This is a genomic window from Streptomyces sp. NPDC031210 (assembly GCF_055570395.1).
Map to the genome: position 1 here is coordinate 285,366 of NZ_JBVIHH010000009.1, position 15,528 is coordinate 300,893.

18 protein-coding genes and 1 pseudogene are annotated in these 15,528 nt (G+C 67.9%); 9 read left to right on the forward strand and 10 right to left on the reverse strand.

Going from position 1 to position 15,528, the window contains the following annotated elements; translation table 11 throughout:
* Nucleotides 1-377 precede the first annotated feature (377 nt).
* Both ACZ45Z_RS19135 and ACZ45Z_RS19140 read right to left on the reverse strand, forming a co-directional pair.
* Nucleotides 378-743: a recombinase family protein gene (locus ACZ45Z_RS19135; protein WP_468363435.1), complete on the reverse strand. Its 366-nt coding sequence runs from the start codon at nucleotides 741-743 to the stop codon at nucleotides 378-380.
* Between the two features lie 393 nt (nucleotides 744-1,136).
* Nucleotides 1,137-1,556 carry a hypothetical protein gene (locus ACZ45Z_RS19140; RefSeq protein ID WP_468363438.1) on the reverse strand — a complete coding sequence of 140 codons (420 nt, stop codon included), beginning with the start codon at nucleotides 1,554-1,556 and terminating at the stop codon, nucleotides 1,137-1,139.
* A gap of 293 nt (nucleotides 1,557-1,849) precedes the next feature.
* On the opposite strand from ACZ45Z_RS19140, the gene ACZ45Z_RS19145 reads away from it, so the two are divergent.
* From ACZ45Z_RS19145 to ACZ45Z_RS19155, 3 genes are all read left to right on the forward strand, one after another.
* Entirely contained in the window at nucleotides 1,850-2,107 is a 258-nt protein-coding gene (locus tag ACZ45Z_RS19145; RefSeq protein WP_468363516.1) for a helix-turn-helix transcriptional regulator, read from the forward strand.
* Between the two features lie 355 nt (nucleotides 2,108-2,462).
* Nucleotides 2,463-3,236 (forward strand): alpha/beta fold hydrolase, encoded by a 774-nt coding sequence (locus ACZ45Z_RS19150; protein WP_468363441.1) that lies wholly within the window; start codon nucleotides 2,463-2,465, stop codon nucleotides 3,234-3,236.
* A gap of 280 nt (nucleotides 3,237-3,516) precedes the next feature.
* A complete protein-coding gene (locus tag ACZ45Z_RS19155; RefSeq protein ID WP_468363444.1) occupies nucleotides 3,517-4,254 on the forward strand; it encodes an SOS response-associated peptidase in 738 nt (245 codons plus the stop codon).
* A 452-nt stretch (nucleotides 4,255-4,706) separates the two neighbouring features.
* Here ACZ45Z_RS19155 and ACZ45Z_RS19160 read toward each other — a convergent pair whose 3' ends face one another.
* Nucleotides 4,707-4,958, reverse strand: coding sequence for a hypothetical protein (locus ACZ45Z_RS19160; RefSeq protein WP_468363448.1), 252 nt, complete (start codon nucleotides 4,956-4,958; stop codon nucleotides 4,707-4,709).
* A gap of 493 nt (nucleotides 4,959-5,451) precedes the next feature.
* On the opposite strand from ACZ45Z_RS19160, the gene ACZ45Z_RS19165 reads away from it, so the two are divergent.
* Together ACZ45Z_RS19165 and ACZ45Z_RS19170 are read left to right on the forward strand one after the other, a co-directional pair.
* Nucleotides 5,452-6,309 (forward strand): AfsR/SARP family transcriptional regulator, encoded by an 858-nt coding sequence (locus ACZ45Z_RS19165; RefSeq protein ID WP_468363451.1) that lies wholly within the window; start codon nucleotides 5,452-5,454, stop codon nucleotides 6,307-6,309.
* On the forward strand, nucleotides 6,231-6,824 hold the full coding sequence (locus ACZ45Z_RS19170; RefSeq protein WP_468363454.1) for a hypothetical protein: 594 nt from the start codon (nucleotides 6,231-6,233) through the stop codon (nucleotides 6,822-6,824). Before ACZ45Z_RS19165 ends, ACZ45Z_RS19170 begins: the two co-directional genes overlap by 79 nt.
* Nucleotides 6,825-7,056: 232 nt before the next feature.
* On the opposite strand, the gene ACZ45Z_RS19175 is transcribed toward ACZ45Z_RS19170, so the two are convergent.
* The 4 genes from ACZ45Z_RS19175 to ACZ45Z_RS19190 form a co-directional block, all read right to left on the reverse strand.
* Nucleotides 7,057-7,533 carry a hypothetical protein gene (locus tag ACZ45Z_RS19175; RefSeq protein WP_468363457.1) on the reverse strand — a complete coding sequence of 159 codons (477 nt, stop codon included), beginning with the start codon at nucleotides 7,531-7,533 and terminating at the stop codon, nucleotides 7,057-7,059.
* 106 nt (nucleotides 7,534-7,639) lie between these two features.
* Nucleotides 7,640-8,449, reverse strand: coding sequence for a leucine-rich repeat domain-containing protein (locus tag ACZ45Z_RS19180; RefSeq protein WP_468363460.1), 810 nt, complete (start codon nucleotides 8,447-8,449; stop codon nucleotides 7,640-7,642).
* A gap of 196 nt (nucleotides 8,450-8,645) precedes the next feature.
* On the reverse strand, nucleotides 8,646-8,816 hold the full coding sequence (locus ACZ45Z_RS19185; protein WP_468363463.1) for a hypothetical protein: 171 nt from the start codon (nucleotides 8,814-8,816) through the stop codon (nucleotides 8,646-8,648).
* Between the two features lie 35 nt (nucleotides 8,817-8,851).
* Nucleotides 8,852-9,208, reverse strand: a complete 357-nt coding sequence (locus tag ACZ45Z_RS19190; protein WP_468363466.1) for a PRC-barrel domain containing protein — start codon at nucleotides 9,206-9,208, stop codon at nucleotides 8,852-8,854.
* A 159-nt stretch (nucleotides 9,209-9,367) separates the two neighbouring features.
* Between ACZ45Z_RS19190 and ACZ45Z_RS19195 the strand changes: the two are divergent.
* Nucleotides 9,368-10,192, forward strand: a pseudogene (locus tag ACZ45Z_RS19195) (ribonuclease BN).
* A gap of 450 nt (nucleotides 10,193-10,642) precedes the next feature.
* Nucleotides 10,643-11,692, forward strand: a complete 1,050-nt coding sequence (locus ACZ45Z_RS19200; protein WP_468363469.1) for a methyltransferase — start codon at nucleotides 10,643-10,645, stop codon at nucleotides 11,690-11,692.
* Nucleotides 11,693-11,824: 132 nt separating this feature from the next.
* On the opposite strand, the gene ACZ45Z_RS19205 is transcribed toward ACZ45Z_RS19200, so the two are convergent.
* A complete protein-coding gene (locus ACZ45Z_RS19205; RefSeq protein WP_468363472.1) occupies nucleotides 11,825-12,463 on the reverse strand; it encodes a DUF5994 family protein in 639 nt (212 codons plus the stop codon).
* 253 nt (nucleotides 12,464-12,716) lie between these two features.
* Entirely contained in the window at nucleotides 12,717-13,139 is a 423-nt protein-coding gene (locus ACZ45Z_RS19210; RefSeq protein ID WP_468363475.1) for a secondary thiamine-phosphate synthase enzyme YjbQ, read from the reverse strand.
* A gap of 348 nt (nucleotides 13,140-13,487) precedes the next feature.
* On the opposite strand from ACZ45Z_RS19210, the gene ACZ45Z_RS19215 reads away from it, so the two are divergent.
* Complete coding sequence (locus ACZ45Z_RS19215) at nucleotides 13,488-13,910, forward strand: hypothetical protein (RefSeq protein ID WP_468363478.1); 423 nt, start codon at nucleotides 13,488-13,490, stop codon at nucleotides 13,908-13,910.
* A 123-nt stretch (nucleotides 13,911-14,033) separates the two neighbouring features.
* Here the strand turns inward: ACZ45Z_RS19215 and ACZ45Z_RS19220 are convergent, their stop codons facing one another.
* The gene (locus ACZ45Z_RS19220; RefSeq protein ID WP_468363481.1) at nucleotides 14,034-14,675 is read right to left on the reverse strand and encodes a TetR/AcrR family transcriptional regulator; all 642 of its coding nucleotides are present in this window, start codon (nucleotides 14,673-14,675) and stop codon (nucleotides 14,034-14,036) included.
* An 89-nt stretch (nucleotides 14,676-14,764) separates the two neighbouring features.
* Between ACZ45Z_RS19220 and ACZ45Z_RS19225 the strand changes: the two genes are divergently transcribed.
* Nucleotides 14,765-15,403, forward strand: coding sequence for a dihydrofolate reductase family protein (locus tag ACZ45Z_RS19225; RefSeq protein WP_468363483.1), 639 nt, complete (start codon nucleotides 14,765-14,767; stop codon nucleotides 15,401-15,403).
* The last annotated feature ends 125 nt before the right edge of the window (nucleotides 15,404-15,528 follow it).

Here is a 15,528-nt window from a genome sequence, read left to right on the forward strand (position 1 = left end):
CGATCATGGCCCGGGCGGCCGCGAGGGCGCTGACCCGGTTCTCGTATTCGCGGCGGGCCTTGCGCTGGGCGGGACAGCCGTAGTGCCCTGGCTGCCGTCGAGGGGCCGGCAGCGGACGAGGAGCTGACGGTGCACAGCGGGGATAGCGGCCACGCGCAGGGTGTAGCCCTGGCCGCGCCGAACGGTTGCCCCCTGGTCGAGCGCGGCCGGCTCGGCGGGATCCAGGTCGGCCGAGCGGAGGAAGTCGGCGACCTTGCCGGGCATGTCGAGAGTGACCGCTGCCCTTGGCCCCGGTCGCGCGCAGTCCGTCGTAGGTCGGTTCCGCTGGAGGTCGCGCTGGAGTTCGTCGGCGGCGGCGAGGGTCTGCACCATGAACTTCACGGTGGACAGCAGCTCGCCGGTGCGCGGGGGGCGGGTGGTGGGTGGTGGGTGGTGAAGTCCATCGCGGAGAACGCGCCGTCGTGGATGCGCAGTGCCACCTGCTCGCGGTGGAAGACGTCGAGCACGTCAAGGATGTGACCGGTGCCGCGTACGACACGGAACATCTCGGAGATGTGCACGGTGTCGCCCGGCCGCGCGTACGTCAGCAGTTCGCGGAACTTCGGGCGCTGAAGGGGGTGGAGGCGGCTGGAGGTGCCCGGGTCCTCCTCGAAGACGACCGGGTCCTCGATCCCGGCCTCGTGAAGGACGAGGTTCTGCCGGGCGGTCGACTGCTGGTCGGTCGAGACCCGCTTGTAGACCAAATTCGCCGCCGAGGGCCCCTTCCGTACGGAAGGTCGGACCCTACCTGTCGTCAAACCCCTGTCAGCAATCACCATCGGATCTGATGGGATTCGCGCCGCCGCGAATCCCCGGCTCGCACGGGTTCATTGGACGCGTCGGCCCCCTGTCGGCAAACGATCGTTGGCGACAGGCCGTCCCGGTCCGGGACTGGAGGCCGGCCAGGCCCTGCCGCGGATGGGTCACAAAATTCGCCCGCACCAGCACCGCGGAACTCCTGGGGCACGTCCCAGGCAAAGAGAGTTCCGCGGCAGATGATCTTGAAATTCGGGCGACTGCCGGGTCCCTGTCTTGCCGTGCCTGCGAACCGTCGGCGAGCGGGTCTGGCGGCCCGCCGCCGACGTTCCCGCCGCCCTCTACCAGCTGACTTGATAGATCGTCTTGCCGACAGTCGTCAGTACCTTCCCGATGGTGTTGAAGACTCCCTGGACCCCCTTCTCGAAGGGAGCGTTCTTCACCGCGGCGTTGTACTTGTCCTTGGACTGCTGGGCGTCACGGGTGAGGCCGTCCTGGCCGCCGGAACCGCCGAAGGCGGGGACTCCGGGGAGTCCGAACGCCTCCTGCGCGCTGACAATCTGAGGGCCCTCCTTGAGGAGCTTCTGAGCGATCATCTGCGCGGTGATCATCTGAGTGCCGTCCTCGTCACCGGTTTCGCCGGCCAGCCAGCTCAGGAACTTGGACGCGGCCTGGATGTCGGCAACCGACCACTCCTCGGTGCTCTCGTTCCCCTCCCCGTCTCCCACAAGATTCTTAAGGTCCTCACCCACGCTGGCCATGTCCGTTCTTCCCTTCGCTGGGGTCCGTTACGCCTGGTCAGGCGTACTAACGCTGTACCCCGTCCGCCTTCCGCCGGAGGTTCCAGCGATGAAGTTCCCTCGTACGAGTAGGTGGCTCCCCTCCTCGTGTTGCTGAAACGTCGTCGGTCGACCCCGCCTGTTGAACCCCTCCGCCCCAGTCCGCGCCCGATCATGCGCCGGGTTCGCTCCGGAGTGCGCTCCTCTGGTCGGACGAGGCGACAGCAACAGAGGCCATCTGACGGGGAAAAGGGGCGAAGTGCACCGCCGTGCGTATCGAACTTTGGGCGGGTCCAGCCCGCGGGACGGGCCGGCCACGAGCCTCGCTCGCCCGCCTCCCCAAGGCCGATCTCGGCATGACCTTCCCGCAGTGGCGCACCCAACTGCGCCTGTACCACGCCTTGATCCTGCTGGCTGAGAACACTCCGGTGACCACCGTGGCACACAGGTGCGGTTGGTCGTCCGCCAACGCGTTCATCGACGTTTTCCGCCGCACCCTCGGGCACACTCCAGGAACACATCAGCCCCGCTAGCGGACCGGGTGACTGGTCACATCGATCTCGCCAGGCGAATCCACGTCGGTAGCCGGTAGTTGGTCGCCGGTAGTCGTTGGCTGGTAGTCGGTCGCTGGTAATTGGTAGCCGGTGCCGGTTGCCAGGCAGGCGACAGATCGCCGCGTCGGTAGACGTCCCCCGCTTCTGCTCTGACGGCGTACGCGCCGTCACCACTCCTCCAATGTGGACAGCATCCACTTCTGTCGCCTAGACTGCCCCAAGATCACCCAGAAGGCGTGGGGCACCACACCTTCCGCATGTGGACGACGTACACAAATCCAATCCATATCTGCGCCCGCCTGGCAGCCGAGGCAGAAGACGAGGGGAAACAACGATGGGTGCGTACGTTCAGCTCGGTGACGTAAAGACCTGGTACGGCGAGGATGGCAAGGGCGAACCGCTGGTGCTGATGCACGGTGGCCTGGTGGACGCCCGGTTCTTCGAGCCGAACCTCAAACCGCTGGCCGAGCACTTCCACGTCTACACGCCCGAGCGTCGCGGACACGGGCACACGCCGGACGTGGCGGGGCCGATCACCTATCAACTCATGGCCGACGACACGATCGCCTTCCTGGAGACGGTGGTCGGCGAGCCGGCCGACCTGGTCGGGCACAGTGACGGGGCGTTCACCGCGATGCTCGTCGCGATGCAGCGGCCGGAACTGGTCAAGCGACTGGTGCTGATCAGCGGAGGCTTCAACAAGTCCGGTTCGGCGGAGCCGGCGGGGGCGGAGTGGGACGTCGACGCGATCGCCCAGTTCCTCGGTCCGGCCTACGGCGAGGTATCACCGGACGGTGAGGAGCACTTCAAGGTCGTCGCCACGAAGATCGGCGACATGGCGGCGAAGGAACCCGACCTTCAGGCATCGCAACTGGGTGCGGTCGCCGCGCGCACCCTGGTGATGTTCGCCGACGACGACCTGGTGACGCTGACGCACATGGTCGAGATGTTCGAGGCACTGCCCAACGCGGAACTCGCCATCGTCCCCGGCACTTCCCACTTCCTCACCCAGGAAAAGCCCGAGCTGGTGAACCACCTGGTCCTCGACTTCCTCACCCGGGAACCGGTGCCCACCATCGCCGCCATCCGCCGCGCCCCCGCCCCCTGAATCCGTCCCGCGCTGGTGTCGTCGGGTCTGGGAACAGGCCCTCAATACCCAGCGGACCGCCGGAGCGGCATCCCCGCCAGTCACTGGTCGTCCCGTGGGCATGGGCCCGGTGATCCGTGTGCGATGTCGCGAGCCACGGGCTGGTCCCATGCGGTGGCAGTCAGTACACGTTCGCTGCCAACGGACCATCCCGGTGGGAGGGGCCGGCAGCCGTCCGACGTCGACGAAGGTCGCGTGGCGTGGGGGCGTCACCATTGAGGTGTGGTGGCAGGGTGGTGTCATGTGCGGTCGATACGTTGCCACCCGTAGTCCGGGGGACCTGGCCGGTCTCTTCCACGTCAGCCGGTGGAACCCGGAGCAGGTCCTGGCGCCGAGCTGGAACGTCGCCCCCACCGACGACGTCTGGGCGGTGCTGGAGCGCCCCGACCGAGCGACCGGCGAGGTCCAGCGGCAGCTACGGCCGTTGCGCTGGGGACTGGTGCCCTCCTGGGCGAAGAGCGTGAACGTCGGCGCGAAGATGATCAATGCGCGGATGGAGACGGTGCACGAGAAGCCGGCCTACCGTCGCGCCTTCGTCAAGCGACGCTGCCTGTTGCCCGCCGATGGCTTTTACGAGTGGCAGCCGCTGCCCGGGGGCGGGAGGGCGAAGCCCCGCAAGCAGCCGTATTTCATCAGTGCCGAGGACGGCCAGGTCATGGCGATGGCGGGACTGTACGAGTTCTGGCGCGACCCCGCCGTGGCCGAGGACGACGACCCGGCGGCCTGGTGGACGACCTGCACCGTCCTCACCACCGAGGCCACCGACGCGGCGGGCCGGATCCACCCCCGCATGCCGCTGGCCCTCACCCCCGCCCACTACGACGCCTGGCTCGATCCGACTCACCACGATCCCGACGAGCTGCGCGCCCTCCTGACCACCCCCGCCGACGGCCATCTCAACGCCCGGGCGGTCTCCACAGCGGTCAACGACGTCCGCAACAACGGCCCGCACCTCTTGGACGACGCACCTGCCGAGTGAAGGCGACAACGCCCCACACCACGCCCGCAATCGCCGTTGACGCCGGCCGCGCCACCGTCCATCCGGCAGAGCACTCGCCGCGTTGTCGGCCTGAGCGGTTCCGCACGGTGGAGACGTGCGGTGCGGCGGCGTGCGGAGGCGTTGGGCAGAGGTGATGGGCGGCCGGAGCGCACCGACGTGCGAAGGACAGTGCGCTCCGGCCTCGTCCCGCCCATCGGAGGCAGGCTCTGGCACTGACGCTATGCGGCTGACGGGCGCGTCGCGACGTGACCTCGCCATACGAGCGGCCATGCGGTCTCAACGGCACCCCCGGACGCGTGAACTGCGTGCGTTCTCCATGGCGCGCGGAAGCCAGGGACGTTGCCCCTCGTGTGCGGCGAACGGAGTAACCGATGCCACGCCAGGCAGCGGGCGTCCCCCGTGGGTGGCCGGTGGCCGAACGGACGGCGCGGTCAGTGACCCCGCTTACAACCGCCCTTCACCTTGTCGATCTTTCCGGGATAGGCCCAGGAGAAGGTGTACTTCCAATCCGGCTTGATCCTCTGGCAATTGAAGTCACTGTGCTGCGACAGGATGACCTTCACGTTCCTGGCCTTCTTGCACCTGTTGGTGATGTACAGGTGGTCGGTGAAACCGGAGAAGTTGGTCTTGATCTTCACGCAGTCGTCCAGATTGACCCGGTCGACGGACTGGAGTACGTCCATCTCGCCGAGCCTGTGAGCGCTTTGGACGGTCGGGGCTCGCCCGCTTGCCCCTGTGGGCGCGTCGCCGGCAGAGGCCGGTACCGCCGCTGTGAAAACAAGAGCGGTCGCAGCGCTGCCGAACGCGAAGAATCGTGCGGTCCGCATGATGCTGTCCTTCCATTGGATGCTTGTCTGGATGCTTGTCTGGATGCTTGTCTGGAGGCCTGTCTGGAGACGTGCGTCGTGGGTTTGGCGGCGGCCCGTCCCTGGCGTTCTGCCGGCCGTTGGCACCACCGGGGATCGCGACCCTCTGGCCGCCCCTCGCGACTGCCCCGGGAACCCCCGAGACACCGCCCGGGGCAGTCGCTGTTCGTCCCCCCGTGCCGCCCTCGCTACTCTGGATGATTCGTTTGGGCGTTTCGCTGGACGAAGCTCTGGGCGAGGCACTGGTACGGGTGGACACACGCTATGTACACACACAGGTGGCCGGGTTCACGGGAGGGAGAGGTGCCGCATGGGGGACGAGCCCGCTCGGGAACCGCTGGAACCGCTGCATCCGCTGCGCTTCGAGTTGTTCGGGCCGATACGCGCCTGGCGCGGAGACAGGCCACTGGATCTGGGGAGCCCGCGGAGATGCGCCGTCGCGGCGGTGCTGCTCCTCCACTCCAACCAACTCGTCGGCAGGGGAAGGCTGATCCAGGCCGTTTGGGGTGAGCCCGCACCCGTATATGCCGTCAATCAGCTCCAGAAGTACGTCTCCGGTCTGCGACAGGTACTGGATCCCGGGCGGCAGCCGTGGGCCCGGTCGGAGACGTTGCGGTGGTCCGACGGCGGCTACACGCTCACCGTCACACCGGACGGGCTCGATCTGGAGACCTTCAAAGGGCGGGTCGCCCGGGGTCGCGCCGCTCGGGCCGAAGGGGACCTGGAGCAAGCCGCCACTCATCTGCACGAGGCGTTGAAGCTGTGGCGCGGACCGGTCCTGGCGAATGTGTCGAGTCTCTATCTGGACGGGGAGCGTGACCGGCTCACCGACTGGCGCGCCACGGTGACGGAGGAGCGGATCGAAGCGGATCTGGAGCTTGGACGGCACACAGAGGTGGTGGCCGAACTGGCGGCGCTCGTTGCCGAGTTCCCGTTACGAGAGCGAGTGGCGTGCTCCCCCCTCGGCCCACACGCCACCACCCGGCGGTCCGGGCGGGTGGTGCCCGCCTACACGGAACTGGACCGCCACAGCGCCGAACTCCGGTACCAGGCTCTGACCGAGCGTGAAGAGAAGACCACAATCGTGGCATGGATGTCCTCAGGCTGCTGGAAGCGGCTTCACTGCTGGTCCCGGAAGGGATTGCCACCGAGAACGACGTCACGGTGAACGACGTCTGGGAGTACCTCACCCACGACGAGTGGGAAGTGGCTCTCGATCTGCTGGAGGAACTCAGTGACGTCCACCCGCTTCCGCTCAGTTTCTGGCAGGCCCTCGCCACCGCCGCCGAGCAGATGAGCCTGGAGAGAAGCGCGGCCTGGTGTCACTGGCGGTGCTACGAAATCCAGCACGGCATCATCCGAGCCGACCTCACCCTCAGACCTGCCCACGAGGCCCGCCGACAGACACCCCTTCCGGGAGCCGGCGTCCTTCGACCACTGTGGAACATCGGGCGTCGAACCCCGACAGGCGAGCCGGACCTCTGCATCGCCGGCGTTTGGGTGGAGTTCGCGCCCTTCATGGGGCCTGGCGGGCGAGCCACGGTGCGTCTCGCCCCGCTGTCCCCGTCGAACTGGCAGCACCTTCAGCCCGGTCAAGTAATCACCATGCACGAGGACCGGACCGTCGCTGGAACGGCGGTCGTCCTGGACGTTCAGCGCCCGTCAGCCCCAGCAGCCGCATAGCAAGAGCTGCCCCTGATCATCGATGACCAGACCCAGGACTGCCGTCATTTCTCTTCCACAGTGGGGAGGCAGTTGATCACCAAGTGCCTCCCGAACTCCCCCCGAACCCCTCCTGAACCCGCAGACAAAAGCTGTTCCCAGACGGATCAGGCACACATTTCGTGAAGACGAGCAACGGGTTGGTGCCGGCGCCGTAGCGTCATCTGGAACCTGGTTGATGTTGAGGACGTGATCATCGAACCGGCCCTTGCTCGTCGACGAACACGGTGGGCCTGGACAAGAACACATCGGCCTTCACCGGTCCGTAGGCGATGTTGAACGTGTCCAGCCAGTACGACCAGTCCCGTATCCCTGCCATGCTGCTGAAGCGATAGTTGAGCTGCCAGCGCACCCACTGGCCGGGGACAAGTCGCACTGCCGGGGGCCGTCGCGGCCGGGGCGGCAGGGCGAACAAGGGCCTCACCCGGGGGAAAACCCGCAGTCGTCCGTCGGCTTCACGGAGCTGGACATCGACTTTGGCGAGGTCTTCCTGCGTCTCATGCGGCTCGAAGTCGTGTCGCTCATGCATGCGAATCACGTGTGCGGAGGAGGCGGCCTCCGCATGAGGGAGAGAAAACCCGACCGGAGCCGCGTTCCTGCGCGAGGCGGCCTCCCCTCCCCGTGACTCCTTCGTCCAGGACGTCCGTATCCACTGGACGGTGATTTCCATGGCGTACCCCCGCCGGCTCGTCGAGGAGCTCACTCTATGGCCGTGCGATTCGGCGGAAAGTACAGCGGAGCCGTGCGCCGCCAAGTCGGCGCGCACTTGAGCGAGATCAGTCCCAGTCGGACGGTGGCTGGTTGACCTTGCCGCCCTTGTGCGGCAACTGCACGTAGTCCTCGGCACCGGCGGGAAGGGCGGAAACGCAAGCTGCCGAGCAGGCATTGACCAGGAGAGGCAAGACATCGGTGGCCACCCGCCGAGAGATCCACACTTGGTGGAGCCCTCCCTGCTCGATCCGCCGATCGCAGACACTGCACCCTCGGATGACTGTGGTTCCCCAGCGCCGGGCATCAAGCCCTGTCAGGTCGAGATCAGCAGCGGAGTCGTGCGGGGGCTGAAGGCGGGGGAAGGGAGGACGGAGCTTGTAGTTCCCGAACAGTGCGCGGGTGCTTACCGTGCTCCGGGCCAGGTTGGAGCATCGGGTGATTTCGTAGGGGAACCAGTGCAGCCGGTATGAGGTGTAGGGGATGAACTCCTCCAGGCTGCTCATGGCACCGATCTCGGGCGGTATTCGGACCAGGTTGCTGCCGTAGAGCACGAAGCGCTTGACCGCCGTCAGTTTGGCGATGCTCGGCGGCAGGGTGATGACCTGTCGCCGTTCCTCGGCGCTGAGTTCAACCAGGGGACGGAACTCCTCCCGCCCGTCGTCCGCAGCCTCGTCGATCAGCTCCAGCAGATGTTGCCACCCAGCGGCCGAGGTGTCCTGGCGCTCGGTGTGGAAACCAACACGGGCACGTGGATGCGGCTTGGCCTGGTCGAAGCACAGGCACTCATCCCGGTAGGAACCGCGGCCCCCCGGTGCCGGGTGCGATGTGTCGCCCCACCGGTTCACGAAGAGTCTCGGTTCTCCCTCATCCACCATGGGCCCACGATACGGATCTTCATCCGGTCGGCCCAGTGCTTAATGATGCCCCCGACAACCGCGACGGCCTCGACACGCCACGCGACGCGACGCGACGCGACGCGACTACGAACGCCTCCCACCGCACAGCGACGCACTGATCACACGGGCGGCGACCACACTGATGACCCGCCGCGCGACCCGATAGCTCACCGCGTTATCGGATGGGGCCGCGACCGGAGCGTCGGGACCCGCGCACGGCGACGACGGCCACAGCGACCAGCAGAACCACGATGCCGATGATCAGCAGGTAGGCCAGCCCTTTTGCCACCGCTCCGACGATTCCCAGCGCGACGGCGACCAGAACGAGAAACAGGAAGAGAGCCATGACGCGAACACCTTCTTCTGACTGAGCTCGGGCGGTCAGCGGCGCGCGAGTTGCCTCTCGCCGCCCGCGCCCGGCTCGTACGGCAGGTCGTAGTGCCGGAAAACCGCTTCCTCTGCCTCGGCGGGCAGAATGTCGTCCAAGCCGATCGAGGGCGCCTTCTTCACCAGCGCCTTGGCGTAGGAGACCTTGATGTAGTCCGGCCCCAGGATCGCCTCGTCGAGGGGCACGAAGGCCAACTGCTGGCGGGTGGGCAGTCCGGTGCGGACCGTTCCCATGGCCGGTTCGTCGGTGGTGGTGTCCACATAGATCGCTTCGAGCACGCCGATCTTGTGGCCCTTGGGATCGACGACGTTGTGGTTGCGCCATTCACGGATATCGGCTGCATGGATCATGGCCTGTCCTCCTGAGCCGTTGATCCGGGCCGGTGCGAGCCGTCCCCACGGTCGGCGCAGCCCGCTGAGCTCCGGTAGCCCCTTGCCCTGCCAGGCTAGCGGGAACCTCTGCGTCGCGCCCTCGCGCGGTAAGGGTTCCGGCCGTGATAGTCGACTGGGATGCCGATGAAGCCTTCTGGTGCCGCGGACCGTTCGCCCTGGTTCGGACGGCTGCGCCGCGTGATCATCCGTTCACCGGTCGGGCGCGGATGGCGCTGGAGCAAGAATCTTGAGCTGTGGTCGCGTGCGCTGGGCTTCGCGGCGCTGGGGTTCCTCACGCTGGTACCACTGCTGATCATCGTCTCCTCCGCCGATCCCGAGCACGGGCGGGGGTTCGCGCAGTGGCTCGGCGAAGGGCTCGGCGTATCGACCACCTCCAGAGCAAAAGTCGAGCAGTTGTTCACGCGCCCCGGCCAGGGACTGCGGACCACGACCGCCTTCGGCATCGCCGCCTCGCCGTCTTCGGCCTGAGCTTCGGGGCTGCGGTGCAGACCGGCTACGAGAAGATCTCGGATCTGCCGCCGGCCCGCTGGTGGGCCAGGGGCGGCATGTGGTGTGGCTCGGCGTCCTCACCGGATACCTCTTCGTCTCCGCCACCGCCACGCTGCGGCGCGAGCCCCTGGCGGGCGGGGCCGTCGCGTCGCTGAGCGCCCTGCTGATCCTCTGGTGGTCTCAGCGATTGTTGCTGGGCGGGCGGATCCGCTGGCGTACCTGCTTCCCGGCGCTGTCGCCACGGTGATCGGGCTGCTCGGCCTGAGGGTCTTCTCCCGGCTCGTCTTCTCGCCGCTGATCGCATCCGACACCGTCAGCCACGGCCCCGTGGGAACCGTCCTGGTCATCCAGTCGTGGCTGGTCGGTGTGGGCGTCGTTGGCTTCGGCGGTGCGATGGTCGGCCGGCTGCTGTACGAGGAACTTCCCCGTGTCGCCACCGCCGACCGCACGTGACGGTGCGTCTCATGGTCTCAGCGGCTTGAGACGGACAGCCCCCACGGACAGGGCAACGGACAGGTCCGGCTAAAGGATCCTGGCTCGCTCGGCATCCACACGAACGGTCCGCATGAGGCGCAACTCCGGGTTGTCCTCTACCGCGACGGGTAGGCGGACAACACCTGCGTGCTTCGTACTTCGGCCTCCAACGTGGCACCGAGCAACAAGCGGTCTCAATCAGCGCCAGAAAGTCACTGTGGCGCGTCCGGAGAAGGGTGCGTGCGCCCATGGAGAGGGGGGCGTCGGGCCCTGGCAGCTACGGCCGGGGGAGGCCCGGCAGGCGTATATGCCGTCGGCGTACAGGCCACGGCATACACATTCCGGAGAGCCGTCAAAACAAGCTCTGACCTGCGAAACCACCGAATATGGGAAACGCGGGAACGCCCGCGCGACGACAGGAGCAGACCCTTGGCCGCCAGCCCTGCCACCCCCGCCACCACCCCGTCGGACCTCAACAGCCACGGCCCGTCGTCGCCGCTGCAAGACCTGATGTTCGGTCATATACACGCGTCGGCCCTACGCGCCGTCGTGCTGCACGGCATCGCGGATCTCCTGGCCGACGGGCCGCTCACCGCCGAGGACCTGGCCGCCCGGTCCGATGCCCAGGCCACTCCCCTGCGCCGCGTGATGAGACTGCTCGCCATGCGCGGACTGTTCCGCGAGGCCGAGGACGGCACCTTCTCCCTGACCGAGAGCGGAGCGACCCTGCGCACGGACGTGCCCGGCTCCCAGCAGGCGGCTGTCCTGCTGTTCACCGACGAGATGTTCCGCCGCTCCGCCGACGGCCTCACGGACACCCTGCGCACCGGGCAGAACGGCTTCGACGCCGCCTACGGAGTCCCGTTCTTCGACCACCTGGCTACCGCCCCCGACAAGAGTCGCCTCTTCGACGCAGCCATGAGCTCACTCACCTCCGGTGGAATCAACGAGGAGGTCGCCCGCGGCTACCCGTTTCCCGACAGCGGCACCGTCATCGATGTGGCCGGCGGCCGGGGTGGGCTGCTGCGTGAGGTGCTCACGCGGTTCCCCGGCCTGACGGGAGTCCTCTTCGACCGGCCGGAGACGGTCCGCGACCACCTGCTCGATGTCGAGGGGCTGAAGGACCGCTGGAGTACGGAAGGCGGCGATTTCTTCGCGGCCGTACCCGAGGGTGGGGATGTGTACCTGCTCAAGAACATCCTTCACGACTGGCCCGACGAGGACTGCCTGCGCATCCTCGGCGTCATCCGCCGCGCCATGGATTCCGGCACCCGACTGCTGGTGATCGACGCGGTGCTGCCCGGCGACGGCACCCCTCATCCGGCCGTCGCGCTGGACGTCGTCATGCTCATGATCCTCCAAGGGCGCGAGCGCACAGCCTCCGAGTTCGAGGACCTCCTGACCCGCTCCGGGTTCCGCCTGCACCGCATCATGCCGGCCCCACCGCTGACCTCGGTCATCGAAGCCGAAGCCATCTGATCCGGCCGCTCGGGAGGAGCGTCCCGCCCGCGCGCGGATGCGCCCCGGCCCCGAGGCGGACCCGACCCGGGGCTTTCTTCCGGCGCGGAGTACGGGAATTCGAACTCCGCGCTCGCGTGGGTTCCCGGATGCTCAGATACCGTCCACCGCATCTGGTACCTGACCAACGATTGCTTGGGCGGGGGAACGCGAGGTCGGCAGGCTTGCTCCATAGCCGTCTCCATAGCCATCTCCATAGCCGCCTCCGTAGCCGCCTCCGTAGCCGCCTTCAGAGTCCCAGACCGAAACCAGGGAAGGCTCCCGCTCCTCCGCGATCCGGCGTTGCTCCGCCTCGTCCATCAGAGCACTCGCGGTGAGGGTGCCCAGCGGGTGGGCGACCTCGCTCATGAGCCGGGCGGCTGTGGCCGGGCTGGTCTCCGGTGGAATCACCAGCAGGTCCCAACGGCCGATGCTGTAGGAGAGCAGCAGCAACTTGTGGGGATCTTGCTCGGCCTTGAACCAGCCGACACCCACCACATGCCCGTCCACGGGCACCTTCCGTGGGATGACCGGCCAGAGCGTGGGGTTCACCGTGACGTGGGTGGTCCGCCCCCAGAGCGGGTCGAGGACGGCCGTCAGAGCGGGAAGTTCCGCCGCGAGGTCACGGGACCGGGGCCACCACGCACCGTCGAGCAGAGCCGGAGCGGTGCCGGTCGGCGCCAGGATGAGTCGGAGAGGCAGTGAAGAGGTCCGGTCTTCCACCGCGGGTGTATCCAGAATGGTTGTGGTCATGACGCGGACCCTGCTCCGGGCCGACCGCGACCGGCCCGGTGTCGTGAATCGCCGAAAGCGACACGAGCGTGGAAGCTGGTGTATGGAGTGCTCTCGGTAGTTACAGCTTACTCCTGGTAAGGCCCGCCGGACCCAACGTAGGAGCGGCGGGGTGAGGGCACGGGAGCCCTTGGGGTGGCCGGTCGGAGAGTTGCCTCGTCGACCGGCTGCCGGCAGGGGCCCTGGCACGCGCAGGATGGCGTGGGTCGTGTGGTCAGCCGAGGAAAGACAGCCTGACTTGCCGTTCGGGGCTGTCCCGATCGGTGTTCACCAGTACGACGGACTGCGCGGTCCCCAGCTCCAGTTCACCGTCGACTACGGGCAACGTGGCGTGTGGTGGGACCAGCGCAGGGAGCATGTGGGCGCTGCTGTGACCAGGGCTGCCGTGGCGGTCCTGCCAGCGGGCGTCCGTGGGAAGAACGTCGCGGAGGGCCGCCAACAGATCGTCGTCGCTGCCCGCGCCGGTCTCGATGATGGCCAGGCCGGACGTCGCGTGGGGGGTGAAGATGTTCAGCAGTCCGTTACGCCCGTGAGCCGCCTCTCGGAGGAACGCGGAGCATGCGTTCGTGAGGTCGTGCAGGGTCTCGGTGGAGCCGGTCGTGATGTTGACCGTGCGGGTGGTGAAGGTGGCAGCCATGGTTCACCGGTACCCATCGCGGAGCGACGGCACTAACGGCCGGATGGGTTGTTCCTCCGGGACACCGCCGGTAAGGGCCCCGCTCTCGTACCGGACAGGTCCTCGTGCCATCCAAGCCGAGTAAGCAGCCACCCCTCCAACCCCTGGCACCGCGGCTTCCCAGTCCGGCCCAGCCCACCCCGCCCCTGACCGGCGCCGCCGTCCCGTCGTTGCCGCTCGCGGTGATGTGGAAACCGCCGCTCTGAAGCGTGTTGCGCAAGTGCCAGGCCAGCGCATTGGGGGGACGAGCAGGAGGGGGACCGCGCGCCGAGCGGACCGAACGGGCGTCCGGCTGTAGCTTCGGGCGGCATGGCGGAACCCATTTACTACGTTGACCGTTCGGACATCCGCGAAGGCAGACTCGCCGAGGTCAAGAACGGGATGCGCGACCTGGCCGCCTTCGTCGAGGCGCGCGAACCGCGGCTGATGGCCTACAACTTCTACATCGATGAGTCCGAGTCCACGATGACCGTGGTGGCCGTGCATCCTGATTCGGCGTCGATGGAGCTGCACATGCAGCTCGGCGGGCCGAGGTTCCGTGCGTTCGGTGCGCTCATCCGCATGAGATCCATCGACGTGTACGGACAGCCGAGCCCGGCGGTCGTGGACCAGCTCCGCCAGAAGGCCGAGTTCCTCGGCGGAGGCACCGTGACCCTCCACTGCCTGGAGGTGGGCTTCAGTCGACTGCAGCCGCCCCGGATCACCGGTTACGGGGCTGCGGGTGCCCCGTGACGGGACGTGCGGGAGCGGAGCGGTATGGGCCGTGGAATCGGGTCATCGCCTACCGGAAGAACGGGCGAGTCCTCGCCACTCACAGCGGTCGCCGCGAGCGCATCATCGACCCTGGTCGGCGGGTCAGATTCCGCGTTCGATCATGTCGATGACGTGCTGGCCGGCCTCGTGGCACTGGGTGGGGTGGAGGCCGCGGAGGGGGCCGTCTATGAGGAGGACGGCAAGGCCGTGGACGGCCGACCAGGCGAGGAACTCGGCGCCGGGGCGGCGCTCTTCGGGCAGCAGGCCGGTGGTCACGAGGTCGTCCAGGGCGGCGCCGAGGAGTTCGAAGGGGGTCTTGCCGCTGGTTCCGGCGGCGGTGTCGGCGGCGGCGTGGGCCATGTCGCCAGGGACGTGGAAGGCCGTGCGGAACAGGCCCGGCTCCTCCTGGGCGAAGCGGAGGTAGCCGGTGCCGACCGCGCGGAAGCGGGCTCGGGCGGCGGCCGCCGGGTCCGTGGTCGGCGGCAGGGCGGCCTGCTCCTCCTCCATCATGCGCGCGACCCTGGCCATGGCGGCCTGGGAGACGGCGTGCAGCAGGGCGCCCCGGTCGGCGAAGTGCCGGTAGGCCGCGTTGGGCACGACTCCGGCCTGGCGGGTCGTGGCCCGCAGCACGACGGCCTCCGGCCCACCCTCGCGGGCGAGTTCGAGGCCGGCGTTGATCAGCGCGTTGCGGAGGTCACCGTGGCGGTACGTCTCCCGCTTCGGCTTGCCTGTGTCTGCGGCCATCACCAACTCCAATGTGGACAGCATCCACTTAGTTCATCTAGGCTCCTGCGTGATCACTCAGGGGGCTCGGATCGCCGCGCCCTCCAGATGTGGACATCGTACACAAGGGCGCGCGACTGCCGGCCCGGACCCTCATGCACAAGGAGGTCGCACTTCTCATGGGCAAGATCACCCACTTCGTGCACCAGTCACTCGATGGCTACATCGAGGGCCCCAACGGCGAGTTCGACTGGCCCGTCATGGACCCCGAGCTCTCCGCCTACTCCCAGGCTCTCACCGACAGCGTCGACGTCTTTCTCTACGGCCGCGTGGTGTGGGACATGATGTCCAACTACTGGCCCCGCGCTGAGGAGTTCTCCACCCACGAGCACGACCTCGCCTTTGCCCCCGTCTGGCGGAGGGCGCCCAAAGTCGTCGTCTCCACGACTCTCGACGCGGCCGACTGGAACACCCGCGTCATCAAGTCGAACGTCGTCGAGGAGCTCACCGCCCTCAAGGACAGCGGCGCCCACCTGCTGCTGTTCGGCGGTTCCGCGCTCGCTGGTTTCCTCACCGAGCACCGGCTGATCGACGAGTACCAGATCTTCGTCCACCCGGTCGTGCTCGGCGGCGGCAGGCCCGTCTTCCGCGCTCCCCAGCGGCGGATCAACCTCACCCTCACCGAATCCAGGACCTTCGACTCCCAGGTGGTCCTCCTCCGCCACGAACTGGCCGCTCAATCTTCCTGAGCAGGTCTCAACGGGAGAGGTCTCAGCAGCGGGGGGGGGGGGGGGGGGGGGGGGGGGGGGGGGGGGGGGGGGGGGGGGGGGGGGGGGGGGGGGGGGGGGGGGGGGGGGGGGGGGGGGGGGGGGGG

Excerpts from the sequence above, each read along its gene's own strand:
- ACZ45Z_RS19140 (WP_468363438.1), bottom strand. The coding sequence starts at position 1,556 with ATGGCCAGCGTGGGTGAGGACCTTAAGAATCTTGTGGGAGACGGGGAG.
- ACZ45Z_RS19150 (WP_468363441.1), top strand. The coding sequence starts at position 2,463 with ATGGGTGCGTACGTTCAGCTCGGTGACGTAAAGACCTGGTACGGCGAG.
- ACZ45Z_RS19155 (WP_468363444.1), top strand. The coding sequence starts at position 3,517 with ATGTGCGGTCGATACGTTGCCACCCGTAGTCCGGGGGACCTGGCCGGT.
- ACZ45Z_RS19160 (WP_468363448.1), bottom strand. The coding sequence starts at position 4,958 with ATGGACGTACTCCAGTCCGTCGACCGGGTCAATCTGGACGACTGCGTG.
- ACZ45Z_RS19165 (WP_468363451.1), top strand. The coding sequence starts at position 5,452 with ATGGGGGACGAGCCCGCTCGGGAACCGCTGGAACCGCTGCATCCGCTG.
- ACZ45Z_RS19170 (WP_468363454.1), top strand. The coding sequence starts at position 6,231 with ATGGATGTCCTCAGGCTGCTGGAAGCGGCTTCACTGCTGGTCCCGGAA.
- ACZ45Z_RS19175 (WP_468363457.1), bottom strand. The coding sequence starts at position 7,533 with ATGGAAATCACCGTCCAGTGGATACGGACGTCCTGGACGAAGGAGTCA.
- ACZ45Z_RS19180 (WP_468363460.1), bottom strand. The coding sequence starts at position 8,449 with ATGGTGGATGAGGGAGAACCGAGACTCTTCGTGAACCGGTGGGGCGAC.
- ACZ45Z_RS19185 (WP_468363463.1), bottom strand. The coding sequence starts at position 8,816 with ATGGCTCTCTTCCTGTTTCTCGTTCTGGTCGCCGTCGCGCTGGGAATC.
- ACZ45Z_RS19190 (WP_468363466.1), bottom strand. The coding sequence starts at position 9,208 with ATGATCCATGCAGCCGATATCCGTGAATGGCGCAACCACAACGTCGTC.
- ACZ45Z_RS19205 (WP_468363472.1), bottom strand. The coding sequence starts at position 12,463 with ATGACCACAACCATTCTGGATACACCCGCGGTGGAAGACCGGACCTCT.
- ACZ45Z_RS19210 (WP_468363475.1), bottom strand. The coding sequence starts at position 13,139 with ATGGCTGCCACCTTCACCACCCGCACGGTCAACATCACGACCGGCTCC.
- ACZ45Z_RS19215 (WP_468363478.1), top strand. The coding sequence starts at position 13,488 with ATGGCGGAACCCATTTACTACGTTGACCGTTCGGACATCCGCGAAGGC.
- ACZ45Z_RS19220 (WP_468363481.1), bottom strand. The coding sequence starts at position 14,675 with ATGGCCGCAGACACAGGCAAGCCGAAGCGGGAGACGTACCGCCACGGT.